This window comes from Streptomyces sp. CA189 (genome assembly GCF_056428985.1).
In genome coordinates this window covers 1-16,917 of the sequence record NZ_JBWJVM010000126.1, presented here as the reverse complement: position 1 = coordinate 16,917, position 16,917 = coordinate 1, and the positions used below count along the sequence as shown (strand labels likewise).

The 16,917-nt window shown below is 70.9% G+C and carries 16 protein-coding genes, 1 rRNA gene and 1 pseudogene; 14 read left to right on the top strand and 4 right to left on the bottom strand.

Annotated features, from left to right (window positions below):
• The 9 genes from rrf to AC061S_RS42730 all read left to right on the top strand — a co-directional run.
• Nucleotides 1-65, top strand: a 5S ribosomal RNA gene (gene rrf, locus AC061S_RS42770); the annotation flags it as partial.
• 177 nt (nt 66-242) lie between these two features.
• Complete coding sequence (locus AC061S_RS42765) at nt 243-941, top strand: HAD family hydrolase (RefSeq protein ID WP_478691281.1); 699 nt, start codon at nt 243-245, stop codon at nt 939-941.
• A gap of 59 nt (nt 942-1,000) precedes the next feature.
• Nucleotides 1,001-2,233, top strand: coding sequence for an MFS transporter (locus AC061S_RS42760; protein ID WP_478691280.1), 1,233 nt, complete (start codon nt 1,001-1,003; stop codon nt 2,231-2,233).
• Nucleotides 2,205-3,356, top strand: a complete 1,152-nt coding sequence (locus tag AC061S_RS42755; RefSeq protein ID WP_478691283.1) for an acetoin utilization protein AcuC — start codon at nt 2,205-2,207, stop codon at nt 3,354-3,356. The genes AC061S_RS42760 and AC061S_RS42755 overlap by 29 nt, the downstream gene beginning before the upstream one ends.
• 94 nt (nt 3,357-3,450) lie before the next feature.
• Nucleotides 3,451-4,281, top strand: a complete 831-nt coding sequence (locus AC061S_RS42750; protein ID WP_478691279.1) for a phosphatase — start codon at nt 3,451-3,453, stop codon at nt 4,279-4,281.
• 114 nt (nt 4,282-4,395) lie between these two features.
• Nucleotides 4,396-4,605: a helix-turn-helix domain-containing protein gene (locus AC061S_RS42745; protein WP_162688852.1), complete on the top strand. Its 210-nt coding sequence runs from the start codon at nt 4,396-4,398 to the stop codon at nt 4,603-4,605.
• A 142-nt stretch (nt 4,606-4,747) separates the two neighbouring features.
• Nucleotides 4,748-4,846: a 30S ribosomal protein bS22 gene (locus AC061S_RS42740; protein ID WP_003948845.1), complete on the top strand. Its 99-nt coding sequence runs from the start codon at nt 4,748-4,750 to the stop codon at nt 4,844-4,846.
• Nucleotides 4,847-4,941: 95 nt separating this feature from the next.
• The gene (locus AC061S_RS42735; RefSeq protein WP_478691282.1) at nt 4,942-6,078 is read left to right on the top strand and encodes an NAD-dependent epimerase/dehydratase family protein; all 1,137 of its coding nucleotides are present in this window, start codon (nt 4,942-4,944) and stop codon (nt 6,076-6,078) included.
• Nucleotides 6,078-7,085: a lysophospholipid acyltransferase family protein gene (locus AC061S_RS42730; protein WP_478691278.1), complete on the top strand. Its 1,008-nt coding sequence runs from the start codon at nt 6,078-6,080 to the stop codon at nt 7,083-7,085. Before AC061S_RS42735 ends, AC061S_RS42730 begins: the two co-directional genes overlap by 1 nt.
• 92 nt (nt 7,086-7,177) lie before the next feature.
• Here AC061S_RS42730 and AC061S_RS42725 read toward each other — a convergent pair whose 3' ends face one another.
• From AC061S_RS42725 to AC061S_RS42715, 3 genes are all read right to left on the bottom strand, one after another.
• A complete protein-coding gene (locus AC061S_RS42725; protein ID WP_478691277.1) occupies nt 7,178-8,380 on the bottom strand; it encodes a DUF5667 domain-containing protein in 1,203 nt (400 codons plus the stop codon).
• A 287-nt stretch (nt 8,381-8,667) separates the two neighbouring features.
• Entirely contained in the window at nt 8,668-9,486 is an 819-nt protein-coding gene (locus AC061S_RS42720) for an ECF subfamily RNA polymerase sigma factor, BldN family (RefSeq protein ID WP_478691276.1), read from the bottom strand.
• 361 nt (nt 9,487-9,847) lie between these two features.
• The gene (locus AC061S_RS42715; RefSeq protein WP_478691275.1) at nt 9,848-10,837 is read right to left on the bottom strand and encodes an HAD family hydrolase; all 990 of its coding nucleotides are present in this window, start codon (nt 10,835-10,837) and stop codon (nt 9,848-9,850) included.
• A gap of 135 nt (nt 10,838-10,972) precedes the next feature.
• On the opposite strand from AC061S_RS42715, the gene AC061S_RS42710 reads away from it, so the two are divergent.
• The 5 genes from AC061S_RS42710 (at nt 10,973) to AC061S_RS42690 (ending at nt 16,786) form a co-directional block, all read left to right on the top strand.
• Nucleotides 10,973-11,251, top strand: a complete 279-nt coding sequence (locus tag AC061S_RS42710; protein WP_478691274.1) for a glutaredoxin family protein — start codon at nt 10,973-10,975, stop codon at nt 11,249-11,251.
• Nucleotides 11,252-11,524: 273 nt separating this feature from the next.
• Nucleotides 11,525-12,343, top strand: a complete 819-nt coding sequence (locus tag AC061S_RS42705; RefSeq protein ID WP_478691273.1) for a redox-sensing transcriptional repressor Rex — start codon at nt 11,525-11,527, stop codon at nt 12,341-12,343.
• Complete coding sequence (locus AC061S_RS42700) at nt 12,340-14,157, top strand: glutamyl-tRNA reductase (RefSeq protein ID WP_478691272.1); 1,818 nt, start codon at nt 12,340-12,342, stop codon at nt 14,155-14,157. The genes AC061S_RS42705 and AC061S_RS42700 overlap by 4 nt, the downstream gene beginning before the upstream one ends.
• Nucleotides 14,154-15,122, top strand: coding sequence for a hydroxymethylbilane synthase (hemC, locus tag AC061S_RS42695; protein ID WP_478691271.1), 969 nt, complete (start codon nt 14,154-14,156; stop codon nt 15,120-15,122). The genes AC061S_RS42700 and hemC overlap by 4 nt, the downstream gene beginning before the upstream one ends.
• Complete coding sequence (locus tag AC061S_RS42690) at nt 15,119-16,786, top strand: bifunctional uroporphyrinogen-III C-methyltransferase/uroporphyrinogen-III synthase (protein WP_478691270.1); 1,668 nt, start codon at nt 15,119-15,121, stop codon at nt 16,784-16,786. Before hemC ends, AC061S_RS42690 begins: the two co-directional genes overlap by 4 nt.
• Before the next feature lie 28 nt (nt 16,787-16,814).
• Here the strand turns inward: AC061S_RS42690 and AC061S_RS42685 are convergent.
• Nucleotides 16,815-16,917 (bottom strand): annotated as a pseudogene (locus AC061S_RS42685) (IS5/IS1182 family transposase); the annotation flags it as partial.

Sequence of the window (16,917 nt, the reverse complement as noted above, 5' to 3'; positions counted from 1 at the left end):
CTAAGCCTTTCAGCGCCGATGGTACTGCAGGGGGGACCCTGTGGGAGAGTAGGACGCCGCCGAACAATCATTGTGGGAAAGCCCCGCACCAACCCTTATAGGGTTCGGTGCGGGGCTTTTCTGCGTTCTGGGCCAAAACTTAGCTGAGGGTGAGCGGGATCCGGCGAGGATCTTTGGATGTCCTGCGGATGCCCGGCATGGGGTCCGGATGGATTGGCCCTGACGGCTCGTAGGGTTGTCGCATGGGCTACGACCTCGTCATCTTCGACAACGACGGCGTGCTGGTGGACAGTGAGCCGCTCGCCAACAGCATCCTCGCCGGGTACCTGACCGAGCTGGGGCACCCGACCTCGTACGAGGAGTCGCTCCGCGACTACATGGGGGCCGCGGTCCACCGGGTCCACGACCTCGTGCGGGAGCGGACCGGGCAGGACCTGCCGGCCGACTTCGACAGCACGCTGCACGCGCGTACCTTCGCGGCCTTCGAGCGGGAGCTCAAGCCCGTGCCCGGGGTCGAGGGGGTGCTGGCGGCTCTGGTCGAGAGCGGGACCGCGTACTGTCTCGCGTCCTCCGGGAGCCACGAGCGGATCCGGGTCGGGCACCGGGCGGCCGGGCTCGACGAATGGTTCGAGGAGGAGTGGATCTTCAGTTCGGAGGACGTGGGCAAGGGGAAGCCCGCCCCGGACCTGTTCCTGCACGCGGCGGATCAGATGGGCGTGGCGCCCGGCCGGTGCGTGGTCGTCGAGGACAGCCCGCTGGGTGTCCAGGCCGCGCTGGCCGCGGGGATGGACGTGCTCGGCTACACCGCGATGGTGCCCGCCGAGCAGTTGCCCGGCGCCACCGGCTACTTCGGCGACATGAACCAGCTGGCCGGTCTGCTGGGGCTGGCGGAGGGCGCCGGGTCCGGATACACGGGCTACAGCGGTGGGTTCTCGCACTGACCCAATCGATATGTGATCGCTCTACCCACCGGTAGCACCGGCGCCTACGCTGACCCGCCATGACAGCAGACGTGCGGCTGCGCCGCGGGCGCGGGGCGTTGGGGTTCAGTTTCTTCGTGCAGGGCGTGGCCTTCGCACTGCTCGTGACGCGGATCCCGGCCATCCAGGACCGGTACGGGATATCCAACGCACTGCTGCCCGTCTTCCTGGCCGCCGTGCCGATCCTCGCCGGCGTGTCCAGCGTGGTCACCGAGCACCTGGTGAAGCGGGTCGCGCCCAGCACCGTACTGCGGTGGTCGCAGCCGCTCGTGCTGCTCGCGCTGCTCGGCGTCGGCGCCGGCGACGCGATGTGGCACGTGGCGCTGGCGCTCGGGGCGTTCGGGCTGTTCGTGGGGGCGCTCGACGCCTCCATGAACATGCTCGGGGTGAGCCTGCAGGGCGCGTACGGGCGGAGCATCATGCTCGGGTTCCACGCCTCCTACAGCCTCGGCGGGATCCTCGGCGCTTCCGCCGCCTGGGCGGGGGCGCACTGGCACCTCTCCCTGTTCAGCTCGTACCTGCCCGCCGTGGTGGTCCTGCTGCCGCTCGCGCTCCTCGCCAGCCGGTTCTACGTGGACCAGGACGCCAAGCCCGGCTCCGCCGAGGCGAAGGCGAAGGGGCTCGGGCCCGGCGGGTTCAAGCTGCTGCTGCCGCTGTGCCTGGTGATGGCGTGCGCGTACATCGGGGACTCGACGGTGTCGAACTGGAGCGCCAAGTACCTCCAGGACGTGCTGGGCAGCTCCGAGCAGCTCGCCACCGTTCCCTACAACGTCTACATGGTGACCACCCTGCTCGGCCGGGCCGTCGGGGACCTCGGGGTGCGGCGCTTCGGGGCCGTGGCCGTCGTCCGGATCGGGACGGTCGTCGCCGCGCTCGGGTTCGCCGTGGTCGCGGCGGCGCCCGGGCCGTGGGTGGGGATGCTCGGGTTCACGCTGCTGGGGATCGGGCTGTGCGTGATCGTGCCGCAGACCTTCGCCGCGGCGGGCCGGCTGTTCCCGGGGTCCTCCGACACCGCCATCGCGCGGCTGAACATCTTCAACTACGTCGGATTCCTGATCGGGGCGCCGCTCGTGGGCGGGATCGGGGACGCCTGGAGCTACCGGGGGGCGATGCTCGTGCCGATGGTGCTGGTCCTCGTCACTCTTTTCTATGCCCGCTCGTTCGGTACGGAGCCTGCCCGATACGGTGTCCGGCATGAGCGGCGAACCGGTGACCGGGCTGTTGATGTGGGACGAGGCGGTAACGAAGTATGACTTCGGGCCGGGCCATCCGATGGACCCGGTGCGCCTGGAGCTGACCATGGGCCTGGTACGGGCCTTCGGGCTCGACCGGGAGCTGGAAGTACGGGCGGGCCGGGCGGCCGGGGAGTCGACTCTGCGGCTGGTCCACCGCGAGGACTACGTCGCGGCGGTGCGCGAGGTGTCCGCCGACCCCGGGGTCGCCGACGGTTCGTACGGGCTGGGGACGGCCGACGATCCGGCGTTCCACGGGATGCACGAGGCGTCCGCGCTGATCGCCGGGCAGTCGGTGGCGGCGGCCGAGGGGATCTGGCGCGGGGAGGCCGAGCACGCCGTGAACTTCGCCGGCGGGCTGCACCATGCGATGCCGGGCGGGGCGGCGGGCTTCTGCATTTACAACGACGCGGCGCTGGCGATCGCGCGGCTGCTGGAGCTGGGGGCCGAGCGGGTCGCGTACGTGGATGTGGACGTGCACCACGGGGACGGGGTCCAGGCGGCGTTCTGGGACGACCCGCGGGTCCTGACGATCTCGGTGCACGAGCATCCGCGGACGCTGTTCCCGCAGACGGGCTGGCCCGAGGAGACGGGCGGGCCGGCGGCGGAGGGGTCGGCGGTGAACGTCGCGCTGCCCGCGGGGACCGGGGACGAGGGGTGGCTGCGGGCCTTCCACGCGGTGGTGCCGGAGCTGCTGGCGGACTTCAGGCCTCAGGTGCTGGTGACGCAGCACGGGGCGGACACCCACTTCGAGGACCCGTTGGCGCATCTGGCGGTGTCGTTGGACGCGCAGCGGGCGGTGCAGGAGGCGTGCCACGAGCTGGCGCACTCCTGTGTGGAGGGCGGGCGGTGGCTGGCGCTCGGTGGGGGCGGGTATGCCGTCGTGGACGTCGTGCCGCGGTCTTGGACGCATCTGGTGGGGATTGCCGGGCATCGGCCGATCGATCCTGAGACGGCGGTGCCGGGGTCTTGGCGGGATGCGGTGTATGCGCGGACGCGGGAGTTGGCGCCCGGGCGGATGACGGATGGGCGGGTGCCGGTCTGGCGGGACTGGGAGGGTGGTTACGACCCTGCGGATCGGATCGACCAGGCCGTACTGGCCACCCGGCGGGCGGTGTTCCCGCTGCGCGGGCTGCTGGCCTGAGCCCTGCGGGGGCTGGCTGGAGGGGTTACGCCAACGGGGGCGGGATTGGCCGGAACTGGCGATGCGTCAGGGCTGGTGCGGGAGCATCGGGAGGGTGTTGAGCACCGGCGCGTTGCGTGCGCATCTGCTGGCCGCCCGCCTGGCCGGGCCCGTCGCGACCTCTCGGGAGGAGAGCCTGCGCAGTTACCGGCTGTTCGCGGCTCGGGATCCGCGGGTGCTGCTGGGGCTGGACCCCGCGTGGGGCTGGGGCGAGGGTGACCTGCTGAGGCTGATGGCGGAGAAGTGCGGGGTCTCGGCGGATCCCGCGCACGTCAGCGGGCCGGACGTGATCGACCCCGAGCTGACGGTGGCGGGGTTGGAGGCCTTCGCGGAGAGGCTGCGGGCGGTGGCGGTGGCGCGGGCTCCGGTGTTGTTCGGGACCGGTCACCCGCACCGGCTCCTGGGGTTCTACGCCACCTTGGCGGGTGCGCTGTCGGCGGCGGGATGTGATGTCCTCACTCCGGCGCGGGGGGCACCCGTCGACATGCAGACCCGGTTCGGCGTACGCACGCACCGCATCGATTACGTACGAGGGGTCGCACTGGTGCGGGAAGACGGCGCGCGGTCGGACGGGAGTGACACCGGCGCGCACTCCCATTCACCGCTGCCGGTTCGGATCGCGCTCGGGGAGCTGGCGGAGACCGGCGGGCCGTTGCCGGAGCTGGTGGTGGGGGACCACGGGTGGGTCTGCGGTGCAGGTCAGCTCGGTGTGGAGGCGATCGGGCTGGCCGATACGGATGATCCCGCGCTGTTCGTGGGGGAAGCCGAGGGGCAGGTGTCGGTGGCGGTTCCGCTTGATGACGCGGTGCGCGCGGACTACTACCGACCGCTCACTCGCTATGTACTCAATCGGGCGAGTCTGTCGGGTCGGCAGGAGTGGACGTAGCTCCTCTTCCCCACTCGTATCACACGCCCCTACTCTGGGGAGTGAGCGTGCGACGACGGGGCGTAACCGGAGGGGAAGCCGGTGCCCGTCATGCGCGGAAGGTCAAGGTGTGTCATGGCTGCTGGCGAGAGGCCTCTCAGTGAGGTTCAGTTCCTGACCGTGGCGGAGGTCGCCTCGGTGATGCGAGTGTCGAAGATGACCGTGTACCGCTTGGTGCACAACGGACATCTGCCCGCAATCCGGGTGGGCCGGTCCTTCCGGGTCCCGGAAAACGCGGTGCACGAGTACCTCCGCGAGTCCTTCGTGGGGGTGGAATCGGCCTGAGGGCGAGGGTCAGGAGCCCGCGGTTACCCCTCGGGGGCACGCGGATTACAAGCTCAGAGCTCGGGCGGGTAGGCTAGGCCGACGTAGGTCGTGTGGGCCCCGACGCCCCGCACCGAATGAAGAGAAGTGAGCGAGGGTAGTCGTGGGCTCTGTTATCAAGAAGCGGCGCAAGCGGATGGCTAAGAAGAAGCACCGCAAGCTGCTCAAGCGCACCCGCGTCCAGCGCCGTAACAAGAAGTAAACGGCAGCTGTACGTGTTTTCCGCAGCCCCTCCACCATTCTGGTGGAGGGGCTGTGGTGCAGCCGGGGGACTTCTTCGAGGGAGGCGCTGAGCTCGTGGGGAAGGTCGTGCTGGTCACCGGGGCTGCCCGGCAACTGGGAGGCCGCTTCGTGCGGCGGATCCAGCGGGACCCGGAGGTGGAGCGGGTGATCGCGGTCGACGCGGTGACCCCGCCGCACACGCTCGGCTCGGCCGAGTTCGTCCGTGCGGACATCAGACAATCGGCCATCGCCCGGGTGCTGGCCGAGAACTCCGTCGACACGGTGGTCCATCTCGCGGTCACCGGGGGAGCGGCGGCGGGCGCGGGCTCCGGCTCGTACAGCACCGTCAAGGAAACCAACGTCATCGGGACGATGCAGCTCCTGGGAGCCTGCCAGAAGTCCCCGACGGTGCGGCGCCTCGTGGTGAAGTCCAGTACCAGTGTGTACGGGGGCACCTCGCGGGATCCGGCTGTCTTCACCGAGACCACGCAGCCGAAGTCGCTGCCCGCCGCCGGCTTCGCCAAGGACGCCGTCGAGGTCGAGGGGTACGTACGGGGCTTCGCGCGCCGGCGGCCCGACGTCGCGGTGTGCGTGCTGCGGTTCGCGAACATCCTCGGGCCCTTCGCCGACTCGGCGCTCGCCGAGTACTTCTCGATGCCGCTGATCCCGACCGTGCTGGGCTACGACCCGCGGTTGCAGTTCGTGCACGAGGACGACGTACTGGACGTGCTGCGGCTGGCCTCGCAGACCAGCGGGCCCGGCGGGCTCAGCGGGACCTTCAACATCGCCGGTGACGGCGTGTTGCTGCTGTCGCAGTGCGCGCGGCGGCTGGGACGGCCGACCGTGCCGCTGCTGCTGCCCGCGGTGACCTGGCTCGGCGCGGCGCTGCGGGCGGTCGGGGCGACGGACTTCTCGCCCGAGCAGATAAGGCTCCTCACGCACGGGCGGGTCGTGGAGACCACGCAGATGCGGGAGGTGCTGGGGTTCGAGCCGATGTATACGACCGCCGAGACCTTCGCCGACTTCACGCGGAGCCGGGGCGGCGGGCTGCTGCCGCCGGAGCGGGTGGCGCGGGCCGTGGACCGGGTGGCGGGGTTGCTGGACGTGAACATGGACCTGAACGGCGTGAACGGCGTGAACGGCGTGAACGGCGTGAACGGCGTGGACGCAGAGGCGAGTGCGGGGCCTGTGGCTGAGGGAGCGAAGCGATAGTGGCGGACGCCAAGGTCATTCCGTTCGACGAGGACCGGCCGCGACGGCGGTCCTCGCCCGCCCGGCGGGTACGGGTCGCGCCGGAGGCGCCGCTCGCGCCCGTCGCGGCGGAGCCGGTCGGGCCGGAGCCGGTGGTGGAGGCCGTACCGGAACCGGCGGCGGCCGGAGACGGCTGGGACCGGCGGATCGCCGGCGGGCTGGCGTTCCTGCGGCGCCGGATCACCGGGGAGTACGAGGTCGACGACTTCGGCTACGACAAGGAGCTGACGGACCAGGTCCTGATGTCCCTGATGCGGCCGCTGTACGACAAGTACTTCCGGGTCGAGGTCAAGGGCATCGAGAACATCCCGAAGGAGGGCGGCGCGCTGATCGTGGCGAACCACTCCGGGACGCTGCCGCTCGACGGCCTGATGCTCCAGGTCGCCGTGCACGACCAGCACCCGGCGCAGCGGCACCTGCGGCTGCTGGCGGCGGACCTGGTGTTCATGCTGCCCGTGGTGAACGAGCTCGCGCGGAAGGCCGGGCACACGCTGGCGTGCGCGGAGGACGCGCAGCGGCTGCTGGAGGCCGGGGAGCTGGTGGGCGTGATGCCCGAGGGCTTCAAGGGGATAGGGAAGCCGTTCGGAGAGCGGTACAAGCTCCAGCGGTTCGGCCGGGGCGGGTTCGTGTCGACGGCGCTGCGGGCGGGGACGCCGATCGTGCCCTGCTCGATCGTGGGGGCGGAGGAGATCTACCCCATGATCGGGAACTCGAAGACGCTGGCGCGGCTGCTGGGGATCCCGTACTTCCCGATCACTCCGACGTTTCCGCTGCTGGGGCCGCTGGGGGCGGTGCCGCTGCCGACGAAGTGGACGATCCAGTTCGGGGAACCGATTCCGACGGACGGGTACGCGGCGGAGGCTGCCGAGGATCCGATGCTGATGTTCAATCTGACGGATCAGGTGCGGGAGCAGATTCAGCACACGCTGTACAAGCTGCTGGTGCAGCGGAGGTCCGTCTTCTTCTGACGGGCACAGCCTTCTGACGCGGCTGAGCGTGACGAAAACCCCGGTGGGGCTGGATGGCATCCAGCCCCACCGGGGTTTTTCGCTCTGCGGTGCTACTCGACGTCCTCCGCCTTGATGCCCAGGCCTGGGAGGAGGCCGGGGAGGAGGGGCGGGAGGGTGATGTCCGGGTGGGCGGGGGGCGGGGTGGTGCCGGACGCGGACGGGGTTGACTGGCCCGTGGGCGGATTGAGCAGGTTGCCCGTGCCGCCCAGGAGACCTCCGCCGTCCGGGGGCGGGGTCTTCGCGGAACCCGAGGCGGACGGTGCGGGGGCCGCGGACGGGGTGCCCGCGGGGGGCGTCGCCTGCTGCTTGCCCGCCGGGGAGCTCGGCTTCGTGGAAGGGCCGGAGCCGCGGGTCTGTTCCGGAGGCTTCGGAAGCAGACTCTGGAGCGGCGCCACGTCTTGGTCTATGGCCTGGAAGACCGACTCCACCTCACCGCCCACGTCCGTGAGCTGCGCCGGGAGATTGCCCCGGAGCTTGGCCCACGCGTCCCGGTGTGAACGGGAGAACGAGGACAGCGCCTGGATCGGGCCGAGCGAGCCGTCCCGTTCGTAGGCGGCCTGGAGCAGCCGGTGGCCCTCCGAGGCATCGTGCTTCATGCCCGCGAGGGCTCGGCGGATCTCGCCGAGCGACTCGTGGTCGAGTGCGCCGAGACGGCCGCGCTCCATGAGCCGGCGGGCTTCCGACAGGCGGTTCGAGGCCTGGTCGAGATAGAGCTCGCCCCGGTCCGAATCGTCGTCGGCCATCCCGAGCCGGATGTCCTCCATACCCCGCTTCACGGGGTACAGGTGGTCACCCGGCAGGGCGTCCGTGCTGGCAGCGGCCACTCCGCTGAAGGCCCCCGCGGCCACACCTACGGTGAGACCGCCCGCCGCGATGCCCTTGGACCAGCGGGAGCGGGGCCGCAATTTCCGGAGCGAGGTCGCCCGGTGGGCGCCGCGGCCGGTCCGCTGTTCGGGCACTTGAGGGTCGGCGGCCACGCCGCCCCCGGCCCTCTCTTCCATCACCTTGGCTTCCATGGCGGCAATGAGCTGGGCTCGTTGCACCACTTTGACCTCGGGGTCCAGCACCGGGCGCGGCATTCTTTCGCCGAGCACGCTCGCCAGGGCCAACAACCGGTCGTGGTCGGCAGGTTCGGCAGGTGCCTCGGACTGCTCGGCCGCCGGGTCCGGTTCCGAAAGGTCGGACGGGGTCCGCTCCTCCAGGGCCTGGGCGAAGGCGTTCGCCCGCCGGTGCGGAGTCACGTTCGCGATCACTGGCGGCACCTCCTCTCGTCATGACGATCGACTCCCCAAGGTGTCCGGAAGGTTGCCTTCCTTGAGCACATCCACACTTTCGAGTGAGCGGCTTCGGGCAGGGCTTGTCCACAGGGAGCCTGCATTCCCCACAACGAGCGGCGCGGCACTTGGGTTACGGACGAAGGATGATCGGACCACAGCGTCGTTGGATTCGACGGTGGCATCGGTGGCATCGGTGTCGTCAGGGTCGTCGGTGTCATCAAGGTCATCAGGGAGGGGTACCGAAATGTGAGAGGAGGGCGGCGTCAGCGGGCGTCGTCGGGGAGCAGGCGGGCCAGGGTGCGGACCGCCCGGTACTGGAGGGTCTTGATGGCACCCTCGTTCTTTCCCATCACCCTGGCCGTCTCGGCGACCGAGAGGCCCTGCAGGAAGCGCAGGGTCACGCACTCCTGCTGCTGCGGATTGAGTCTCCGTACGGCTTCCAGCAGGGCCGCGTTGGAGAGGGACTCCAGGACGGAGTCCTCGGGGGACCGTTCCACCTCGTTGGCGTCGAGCATTTCGCCGGTGGTGACTTCCAGGCGGAAGCGGCTCGACTTGAAGTGGTCGGCGACCAGGTTGCGGGCGATCGTCACGAGCCAGGCGCCGAAGTCGCGGCCCTGCCAGGTGAAGGTGGAGATACGGCGCAGCGCGCGCAGGAAGGTCTCGCTGGTGAGATCCTCCGCGGTCGCCTTGCCGCCGACGCGGTAGTAGATGTAGCGGTAGACGGTGTCGCTGTACTGGTCGTACAGGCGACCGAAGGCATCGGCCTCGCCGGCCTGGGCGCGTTCGACCAGGTCCATCATGCGGGCCTGGTCGCTGTCCGCGGTGGGGCGGCGGGCGGCGGGCGCGGTGGTCCCGGCGGCTGCGCCCCCGGCGGACGAGCCGCCGGCGCGACCGCGTCTGCCCACCGTCGCTCCGCCGTCGGTCAGGGCATAGCAAGGACCGGCCGGGCCGAGTCCGGCGGGGACCGCGGTGGCGAATGCGGGGGCGGTGTACGCGGTGGGGACGAAGCCGCGCAGCTGGTCGAGGACCGTTGCGCGCAGCGTAGCCAGGCCCGAGGCGTCAACCCCGACAGGTGGGTACACGGGACTCCCAGAGGCAGAGCTTCCATCACGTGCAGTGCGGGACCGTTCACCCGTCGTGGCGACAGATGGCGGTGGCATGCGTTTGAGGAGAATAACGCTTCGTACAGGCAGCGCTACACCCAGTTGCTCAAATCACCGGTTACGACACTTCTGTTGCGTGTCGAGGGCATATTCAGGCACAGATGGTGATCGATTCTTGATCACTTGGATGCGCGGAATGCCTGCTTCCACGGTGGCTCGCGACCGAGTAGGGCAGGGCGGAGTGCCGCGCCGGAGGTGCGGGTAGAGGTGAGCGAATGTCCCGGGCGGGGGAGGGTGCCGGGCGTGGTGGGGCGGGAGGCCGGGCAGGGCCCCGCAGTCGCTACTTGCGGCGGCGGTGCAGGGCGATCGCGGCGGCCGTGCCGCCGGCGATCGCGCCGACGCCCGCGGCGGCCGGGACGCCGATCTTCACGGCCTTGCGGCCGGTCCGATAGTCGCGCAGGCGCCAGTCCATGGAGCGGGCATGCTTGCGCAGTTTTGTGTCGGGATTGATCGCGTACGGATGTCCGACCAGGGACAGCATCGGAATGTCGTTGTGCGAATCGCTGTACGCGGCGCAGCGCGCGAGGTCGAGCCCCTCGGCGGCGGCCAGGGCGCGGACCGCCTCCGCCTTGGCGGGGCCGTGCAGCGGCTCACCGACCAGCCGGCCGGTGTAGACGCCGTCCACGGACTCGGCGACGGTGCCGAGGGCTCCGGTCAGGCCGAGCCGGCGGGCGATGATCGTGGCGGTTTCGACGGGGGCGGCCGTGACGAGCCAGACCTTCTGGCCGGCGTCGAGGTGGGCCTGGGCGAGGGCGCGGGTGCCGGGCCAGATCCGCACGGCCATGTACTCGTCGTAGATCTCCTCGCCGATGGACATCAGCTCGGAGACCCGGTGTCCCTTGACGATGGACAGCGCGCTGTCGCGGGCGTCCTGCATGTGCTCGGGGTCCTCGACCCCGGCGAGCCGGAACCAGGCCTGCTGCCAGGCGAAGCGGGCGAGCTCGCGGCGGCGGAAGAACTCCCGCTTGTAGAGGCCGCGGCCGAAGTGGAAGATCGCGGCGCCCTGCATGACGGTGTTGTCGAGGTCGAAGAAGGCGGCGGCGAGGTCGTCGCCGGCGACGGGGAACTCGGGCTCGGCGGGCTTCAGCGGGGCTTCCGGCTCCAGCTCCGCCGGGCGTTCCGCTTCCGTCGTTCCGGGGAGGCCCTGACCGTCCAGCGGTTCGTCGGCCAGCGCGGTCTTGCGGGCGGCCTCGGCCGAGGCCTCGCCTGCCAGCACGCTCCGCGCGGTGGCGGAGCGCCTACGGGGGGTGAGCCATCCCAGAGCGGCCATGACGCGAGCATAGCCACTGTGTTCGGGAGTTCCCGAACCGATGGGAATCGGCGGTGTGAACTCTTCGGTGCGCCGGTCCGACGGGAAAGACGCGCGCTCGGGCCGGTAGGGGCGCGGGCGCGGGAGAATGGGTGCATGAGTCCTTTCCTGCGCCGTGCCGAAAAGAAGCGTCCGGAGGAGCGGTTGGTCACGCTCATCGGGAAGCCGGGGTGCCATCTCTGTGATGACGCCCAGGAAGTCGTCGAGAAGGTCTGCGCCGAGACGGGTGCACAGTGGGAGAAGAAGGACATTTCACAGGACGAGGAGTTGTACCGCCTGCACTGGGAGCAGATTCCGGTCGTGCTGGTGGACGGAGAACAGCACACCTTCTGGAGGGTGAACCCTGACCGGCTCCGACGGGCATTGCAGGCTTGAGCCGTCGGGCGGTTACCATCATGGGCGATTTATGGGGTCTCGGGGGCGTATTGGTGAGGAGTGTGTACCGTTTTGCCCCCTTCGGGAATTGAACGGGTTCGGCGTGTGATCCGTTCCCGGCTCGTACACCCAAGGCGCGTGACCCCGGTCACTTTGGTCGGACAAAGCGGACACAATCTTTGTGCACGCGTTCACAAAGACATAGCCTGCATTCGACGGGGTGGTCCTGGGACAAGTGGCCACCTGCAGCCCCGCTCATCCCGCAGGAGCATCGTGGCAACTGGCCGAACTCACCGACCGGCGACCCGCAGCCGAGGTATTCCCGAGGCCACTGTCGCCCGGCTTCCGCTGTACTTGCGTGCCCTCACCGCGCTCTCCGAGCGATCGGTGCCCACGGTGTCCTCCGAGGAGCTGGCCGCGGCCGCCGGAGTCAACTCCGCGAAGCTCCGCAAGGACTTCTCCTACCTCGGTTCCTACGGGACCCGCGGGGTCGGGTACGACGTGGAGTACCTCGTCTACCAGATCTCCCGCGAGCTCGGGCTGACCCAGGACTGGCCCGTCGTCATCGTCGGCATCGGCAACCTCGGCGCCGCGCTGGCCAACTACGGCGGTTTCGCCTCGCGCGGTTTCCGCGTGGCGGCGCTCATCGACGCCGACCCGGCCATGGCCGGCAAGCCGGTGGCGGGCATGCCCGTGCAGCACACCGATGAGCTGGAGAAGATCATCGAGGAGAACGGCGTCTCGATCGGGGTCATCGCGACTCCGGCGGGGGCCGCGCAGCAGGTCAGCGAGCGGCTCATCGCCGCTGGTGTCACTTCCATTCTGAACTTCGCGCCGACCGTGCTGTCCGTGCCCGAGGGCGTCGACGTGCGCAAGGTCGACCTCTCGATCGAGCTCCAGATCCTGGCCTTCCACGAGCAGCGCAAGGCCGGCGAGGAAGCGGCCGCCGCCGCTGCCGCCGGTGGCTCCGCCGCGGGCACCGGCACCGGGGCGGCTCCGGCCGCCGCCGTCGTGCCGCCCGCCGGTCGGGCCGCCGCCGTCGCGCGGAAGGGCGGACCCGAGGGGGACGTCCCGGCGGTGATGCCGGCATGAGTCTGCTCGTCGTTGGGCTGAGCCATCGCAGTGCGCCCGTGAGCGTGCTGGAGCGCGCTTCGCTGGCCGCCGATGCCAAGGTCAAGCTGCTGCACGACACGCTGGCCGCGGAGCCTGCGGTGGAGGCGGCGGTGCTCGCCACCTGCAACCGGATCGAGCTGTACGCCGACGTGGACAAGTTCCACGCCGGTGTCGCCGAGCTGTCGACGCTGCTGGCGCAGCACAGTGGGGTGGCTCTGGAGGAGCTCACTCCTTATCTCTACGTGCACTACGAGGACCGGGCCGTCCACCATCTCTTTTCGGTGGCGTGCGGGCTGGACTCGATGGTCGTGGGTGAGGGGCAGATCCTCGGGCAGATCAAGGACGCGCTGGCGCTGGGGCAGGAGCTCCACACGGCGGGTCGGTTGATCAATGATTTGTTTCAGCAGGCGCTGCGGGTCGGCAAGCGGGCGCACTCCGAGACCGGGATCGACCGGGCGGGGCAGTCGCTGGTGACCTTCGGGCTGGAGCAGCTCGCCGTGCGGGTGCCGGTGGAGGAGTGGGCCGCGGGGAAGCGGGCGCTCGTCATCGGGGCCGGGTCGATGTCCTCGCTGGCGGCGGCGACGTTGGCGCGGGTCGGTGTCGCCGAGGTCGTGGTCGCGAACCGGACCGCCGAGCGGGCGGAGCGGTTGGCCGAGATTCTGGTTGCCTCGGGCACCGGGGTTACGGCTTCGGCCATTGCGATGTCCGGTGTCGCCGATGAGCTGGCTCGGGTTGATGTCGTCGTGTCCTGTACGGGTGCCACTGGCTTGGTGCTGACCGGGGACGATGTGGCCGCGGCCATGGAGGAGCGCCCTGCGGGGGCTGTCCCCTACCCGCCCTTCCACCATCCCCCAGACTTCGTCCGGGGGGACCCCCAGCCGGAGCTTCGCCCCGGACCCGATGCGGGTGCGGCGCCGTTGCCGGGGACCAGCCCCCGGACCCCCGCGCCTCAAACGCCGGCGGGGCTGGATTTGGCCGCCCCGGCCGAGCTGGTGGATGCCGCGCTCGTTGCGCGGCTTGCCGTGCTCGCGGGTGAAGGGCGGCGGATTGCCGATGCCGGGGCCGTGCGGAGCAAGGTTGTCGTCGAGGAGCGGGACGGGTGTCCCGTCGGGCTCGAGGCGCTGGCTTCCGATCCGGGGCGGACCGCCGATGGGCGGGCCGCGCTGGCCGGGGTGGACGCCGGGTCGCTGGAGCTGCACGGGACCTGGGCCGACCAGGGCGAGGCGGCCGCGCAGCGGCAGCAGCCGCGCAGGACCGTACGGAGCCAGGACGGCGCGCCCGTAGGGCTCGCGCTGCTCGACCTGGCCATGCCGCGCGACATCGACGCCGCCGTGCACCGGATCCCGGGAGTGCGGCTCGTGGACATCGAGTCGCTGGCCGAGGCGAGCGCCGATGCGCCCATGGCCGCCGACGTCGACGCCGTGCGCGGGATAGTGGCCGCGGAAGTGGCCGCCTTCGGGGCCGCCCAGCGGGCCGCGCACATCACACCCACCGTGGTCGCCCTGCGCGCCATGGCCGCCGAGGTCGTCGCCATGGAAGTGGCACGGCTCGACGGTCGGGTACCCGATCTCGACGAGCGGCAGCGGGCTGAAGTGACTCAGACCGTGCGGCGCGTCGTCGACAAGCTCCTCCACGCGCCGACCGTGCGCGTCAAGCAGCTCGCGAGCGAGCCCGGCGGCGCCGGGTACGCCGAGGCGCTGCGCGAACTCTTCGATCTCGACCCGCAGACGGTGGCCTCCGTCAGCCGGGCCGACGAGGCTGACAAGAACCACGACTCAGGACGGGCATCATGAATCCACGTCTCGACCAGCCGCTGAGGCTCGGCACGCGGCGCAGCAAGCTGGCCATGTCCCAGTCCGGGCAGGTCGCCGAGGCGGTACGGGCGATCACCGGCCGGCCCGTCGAGCTCGTGGAGATCACGACCTACGGTGACGTGTCCCGCGAGAGCCTCTCGCAGATCGGCGGCACCGGCGTCTTCGTCACCGCCCTGCGCGAGGCCCTGGTGCGCGGTGAAGTCGACTTCGCCGTGCACTCGCTGAAGGACCTGCCCACCACGCAGCCCGACGACCTCGTCATCGCGGCCATGCCGCAGCGCGAGGACCCGCGCGACGCGCTCGTCGCCCGCGACGGCCTGACCTTCGAGCAGCTGCCCGACGGCGCGCGCATCGGCACCGGTTCGCCGCGGCGCAGGTCGCAGCTGCACGCCTACGCCAAGTCGCTGGGCAAGGTCATCGAGACCGTCGCCATCCGCGGCAACGTCGACACCCGGATCGGGTTCGTGAGGAACGGCGAGCTCGATGCCGTCGTGCTCGCCGCCGCCGGGCTCAACCGGATCGGCCGCGGCGACGAGGCCACCGACCTGATCTCCGTGGACAACATGCTGCCCGCACCCGGCCAGGGCGCCCTGGCCATCGAGTGCCTGGCGTCCGAAACGGACCTGATCTCCGCGCTCGCCGAGCTCGACGACCCGTACACCCGGGCCGCCGTGACCGCCGAACGCGCCCTGCTCGGCGCCCTGGAGGCCGGCTGCAGCGCCCCCGTGGGCGCGCTCGCCGACCTGCTGGCCGACGGGCAGATTGTCAATGAGATGCGCCTGCGGGGAGTCGTGGGAACCCTCGACGGTTCCACGCTGGTGCAGCTGTCCACCACCGGTCCCGTGCCCCAGTCGTACGACGAGGCCATGGCGCTCGGCCGCGAACTCGCGGACGAGATGCTGGCCAAGGGCGCGGCCGGTCTGATGGGGGAGCGGTCGCTTTGAACCCCACAAGCCCAACCACCTCCGCGTTTCCGTCCGTCGCCGTCCAGGGGCACGTCACCTTCCTCGGTGCCGGCCCGGGCGACCCGGGACTGCTGACGCTTCGCGCCGTGGAGGCCCTGGCCGCCGCGGACGTACTGATCGCGGAGCCCGAGGTGCTCGAGGTCGTACGTACGCATGCGCGCGCGGGGGTGGACACGCCACAGCTGACGGTTGCTGACGAGAAGTCAGCAGCCGCCGGAGTCCCGGTCATCCGAGATGCCGCCAATCTTGTCATGGAGGCCGCGCGCTCCGGCAGGCGGGTCGTCCGTGCCGTCACCGGCGACCCCGGGCTCGACGGGAACGCGGCCGAGGAGATGCTCGCCTGCGCCACCGGGGGCATCCCCTTCGAGGTCGTCCCCGGCGTCGCGACCGCCGTCGGCGTGCCCGCGTACGCCGGTGTTCCGCTGGCCGGCAAGCAGGGTGCGGACGTGAGGTTCGTGAACGCGCGGACCGCCTCCGCGCGCTGCTGGAGCGAGGTGGGCGCCAGCGACGGCATCCTCGTCGTCTCCGCGACGCTGGAGACCGTCTCGGCGGCGGCGGCCGAGCTGATCGGCGCCGGGCGCAAGCCCGACACCCCGCTCACCGTGACCGTGGCCGGTACGACGACCCGCCAGCGCACCTGGAGCGCGACCCTCGGGACCATCGCCCAGGTGTTCAAGCAGGGCAAGATCCTCCCCTCGCCGGAGGGCGCGCGCTCCGTCATAGCCGTGGTCGGGGAGCACGGCGCCGTCGCGCGCCGCGAGGAACTGTCCTGGTTCGAGTCGAAGCCGCTGTTCGGCTGGCGCGTGCTCGTCCCGCGCACCAAGGAGCAGGCCGCCTCGCTCTCCGACCAGCTCCGCTCGTACGGCGCGGTGCCCCACGAGGTGCCGACCATCGCCGTGGAGCCGCCGCGCACCCCGCAGCAGATGGAGCGGGCGGTCAAGGGGCTCGTGACGGGCCGCTACGAGTGGATCGCCTTCACCTCCGTGAACGCGGTCAAGGCCGTGCGCGAGAAGTTCGAGGAGTACGGGCTCGACGCCCGTGCCTTCGCCGGCATCAAGGTCGCCGCCGTCGGCGAGCAGACCGCCGCCGCGCTGGTGGAGTTCGGCGTCAAGCCCGACCTCGTGCCCAGCGGCGAGCAGTCCGCCGCCGGACTGCTGGAGGACTGGCCGCCGTACGACCCGGTCTTCGACCCGATCGACCGTGTCTTCCTGCCGCGCGCCGACATCGCCACCGAGACCCTGGTCGCCGGGCTGATCGAGCTCGGGTGGGAGGTCGACGACGTCACCGCCTACCGGACCGTGCGCGCCTCGCCGCCGCCGCAGGACACGCGCGAGGCGATCAAGGGCGGCGGCTTCGACGCCGTGCTCTTCACCTCGTCGAGCACCGTGCGCAACCTGGTCGGCATCGCCGGCAAGCCGCACAACGTCACCGTCATCGCGTGCATCGGCCCGGCCACGGCCAAGACGGCCGAGGAGCACGGGCTCCGGGTCGACGTGCTGTCGCCGGAGCCGAGCGTGGGCAAGCTGGCGGAGGCCCTGGCGGAGTACGGGGCCGCGCGCCGCGAGGCCGCGAAGGAGGCCGGCGAGAGCGTGTACCGGCCGAGCGAGCGGCGTCCGGGGGCGCGCAGGCGTCGTACGACCTGATGTGCGGCTTAGGGTGTCCGCCAGTAGGTCATCGGATGCGGGGGTTTCGAGGGCGGGTGTCCCAGCGGTAGAGGGTCCAGGCGCGTCGGATCAGGCAGCGGACAGTGATGACTGTGCTGGCCAGAGCGATG

Excerpts from the sequence above, each read along its gene's own strand:
- AC061S_RS42765 (WP_478691281.1), top strand. The coding sequence starts at position 243 with ATGGGCTACGACCTCGTCATCTTCGACAACGACGGCGTGCTGGTGGAC.
- AC061S_RS42760 (WP_478691280.1), top strand. The coding sequence starts at position 1,001 with ATGACAGCAGACGTGCGGCTGCGCCGCGGGCGCGGGGCGTTGGGGTTC.
- AC061S_RS42755 (WP_478691283.1), top strand. The coding sequence starts at position 2,205 with ATGTGGGACGAGGCGGTAACGAAGTATGACTTCGGGCCGGGCCATCCG.
- AC061S_RS42745 (WP_162688852.1), top strand. The coding sequence starts at position 4,396 with ATGGCTGCTGGCGAGAGGCCTCTCAGTGAGGTTCAGTTCCTGACCGTG.
- AC061S_RS42715 (WP_478691275.1), bottom strand. The coding sequence starts at position 10,837 with ATGGCCGCTCTGGGATGGCTCACCCCCCGTAGGCGCTCCGCCACCGCG.
- AC061S_RS42710 (WP_478691274.1), top strand. The coding sequence starts at position 10,973 with ATGAGTCCTTTCCTGCGCCGTGCCGAAAAGAAGCGTCCGGAGGAGCGG.
- AC061S_RS42700 (WP_478691272.1), top strand. The coding sequence starts at position 12,340 with ATGAGTCTGCTCGTCGTTGGGCTGAGCCATCGCAGTGCGCCCGTGAGC.
- hemC (WP_478691271.1), top strand. The coding sequence starts at position 14,154 with ATGAATCCACGTCTCGACCAGCCGCTGAGGCTCGGCACGCGGCGCAGC.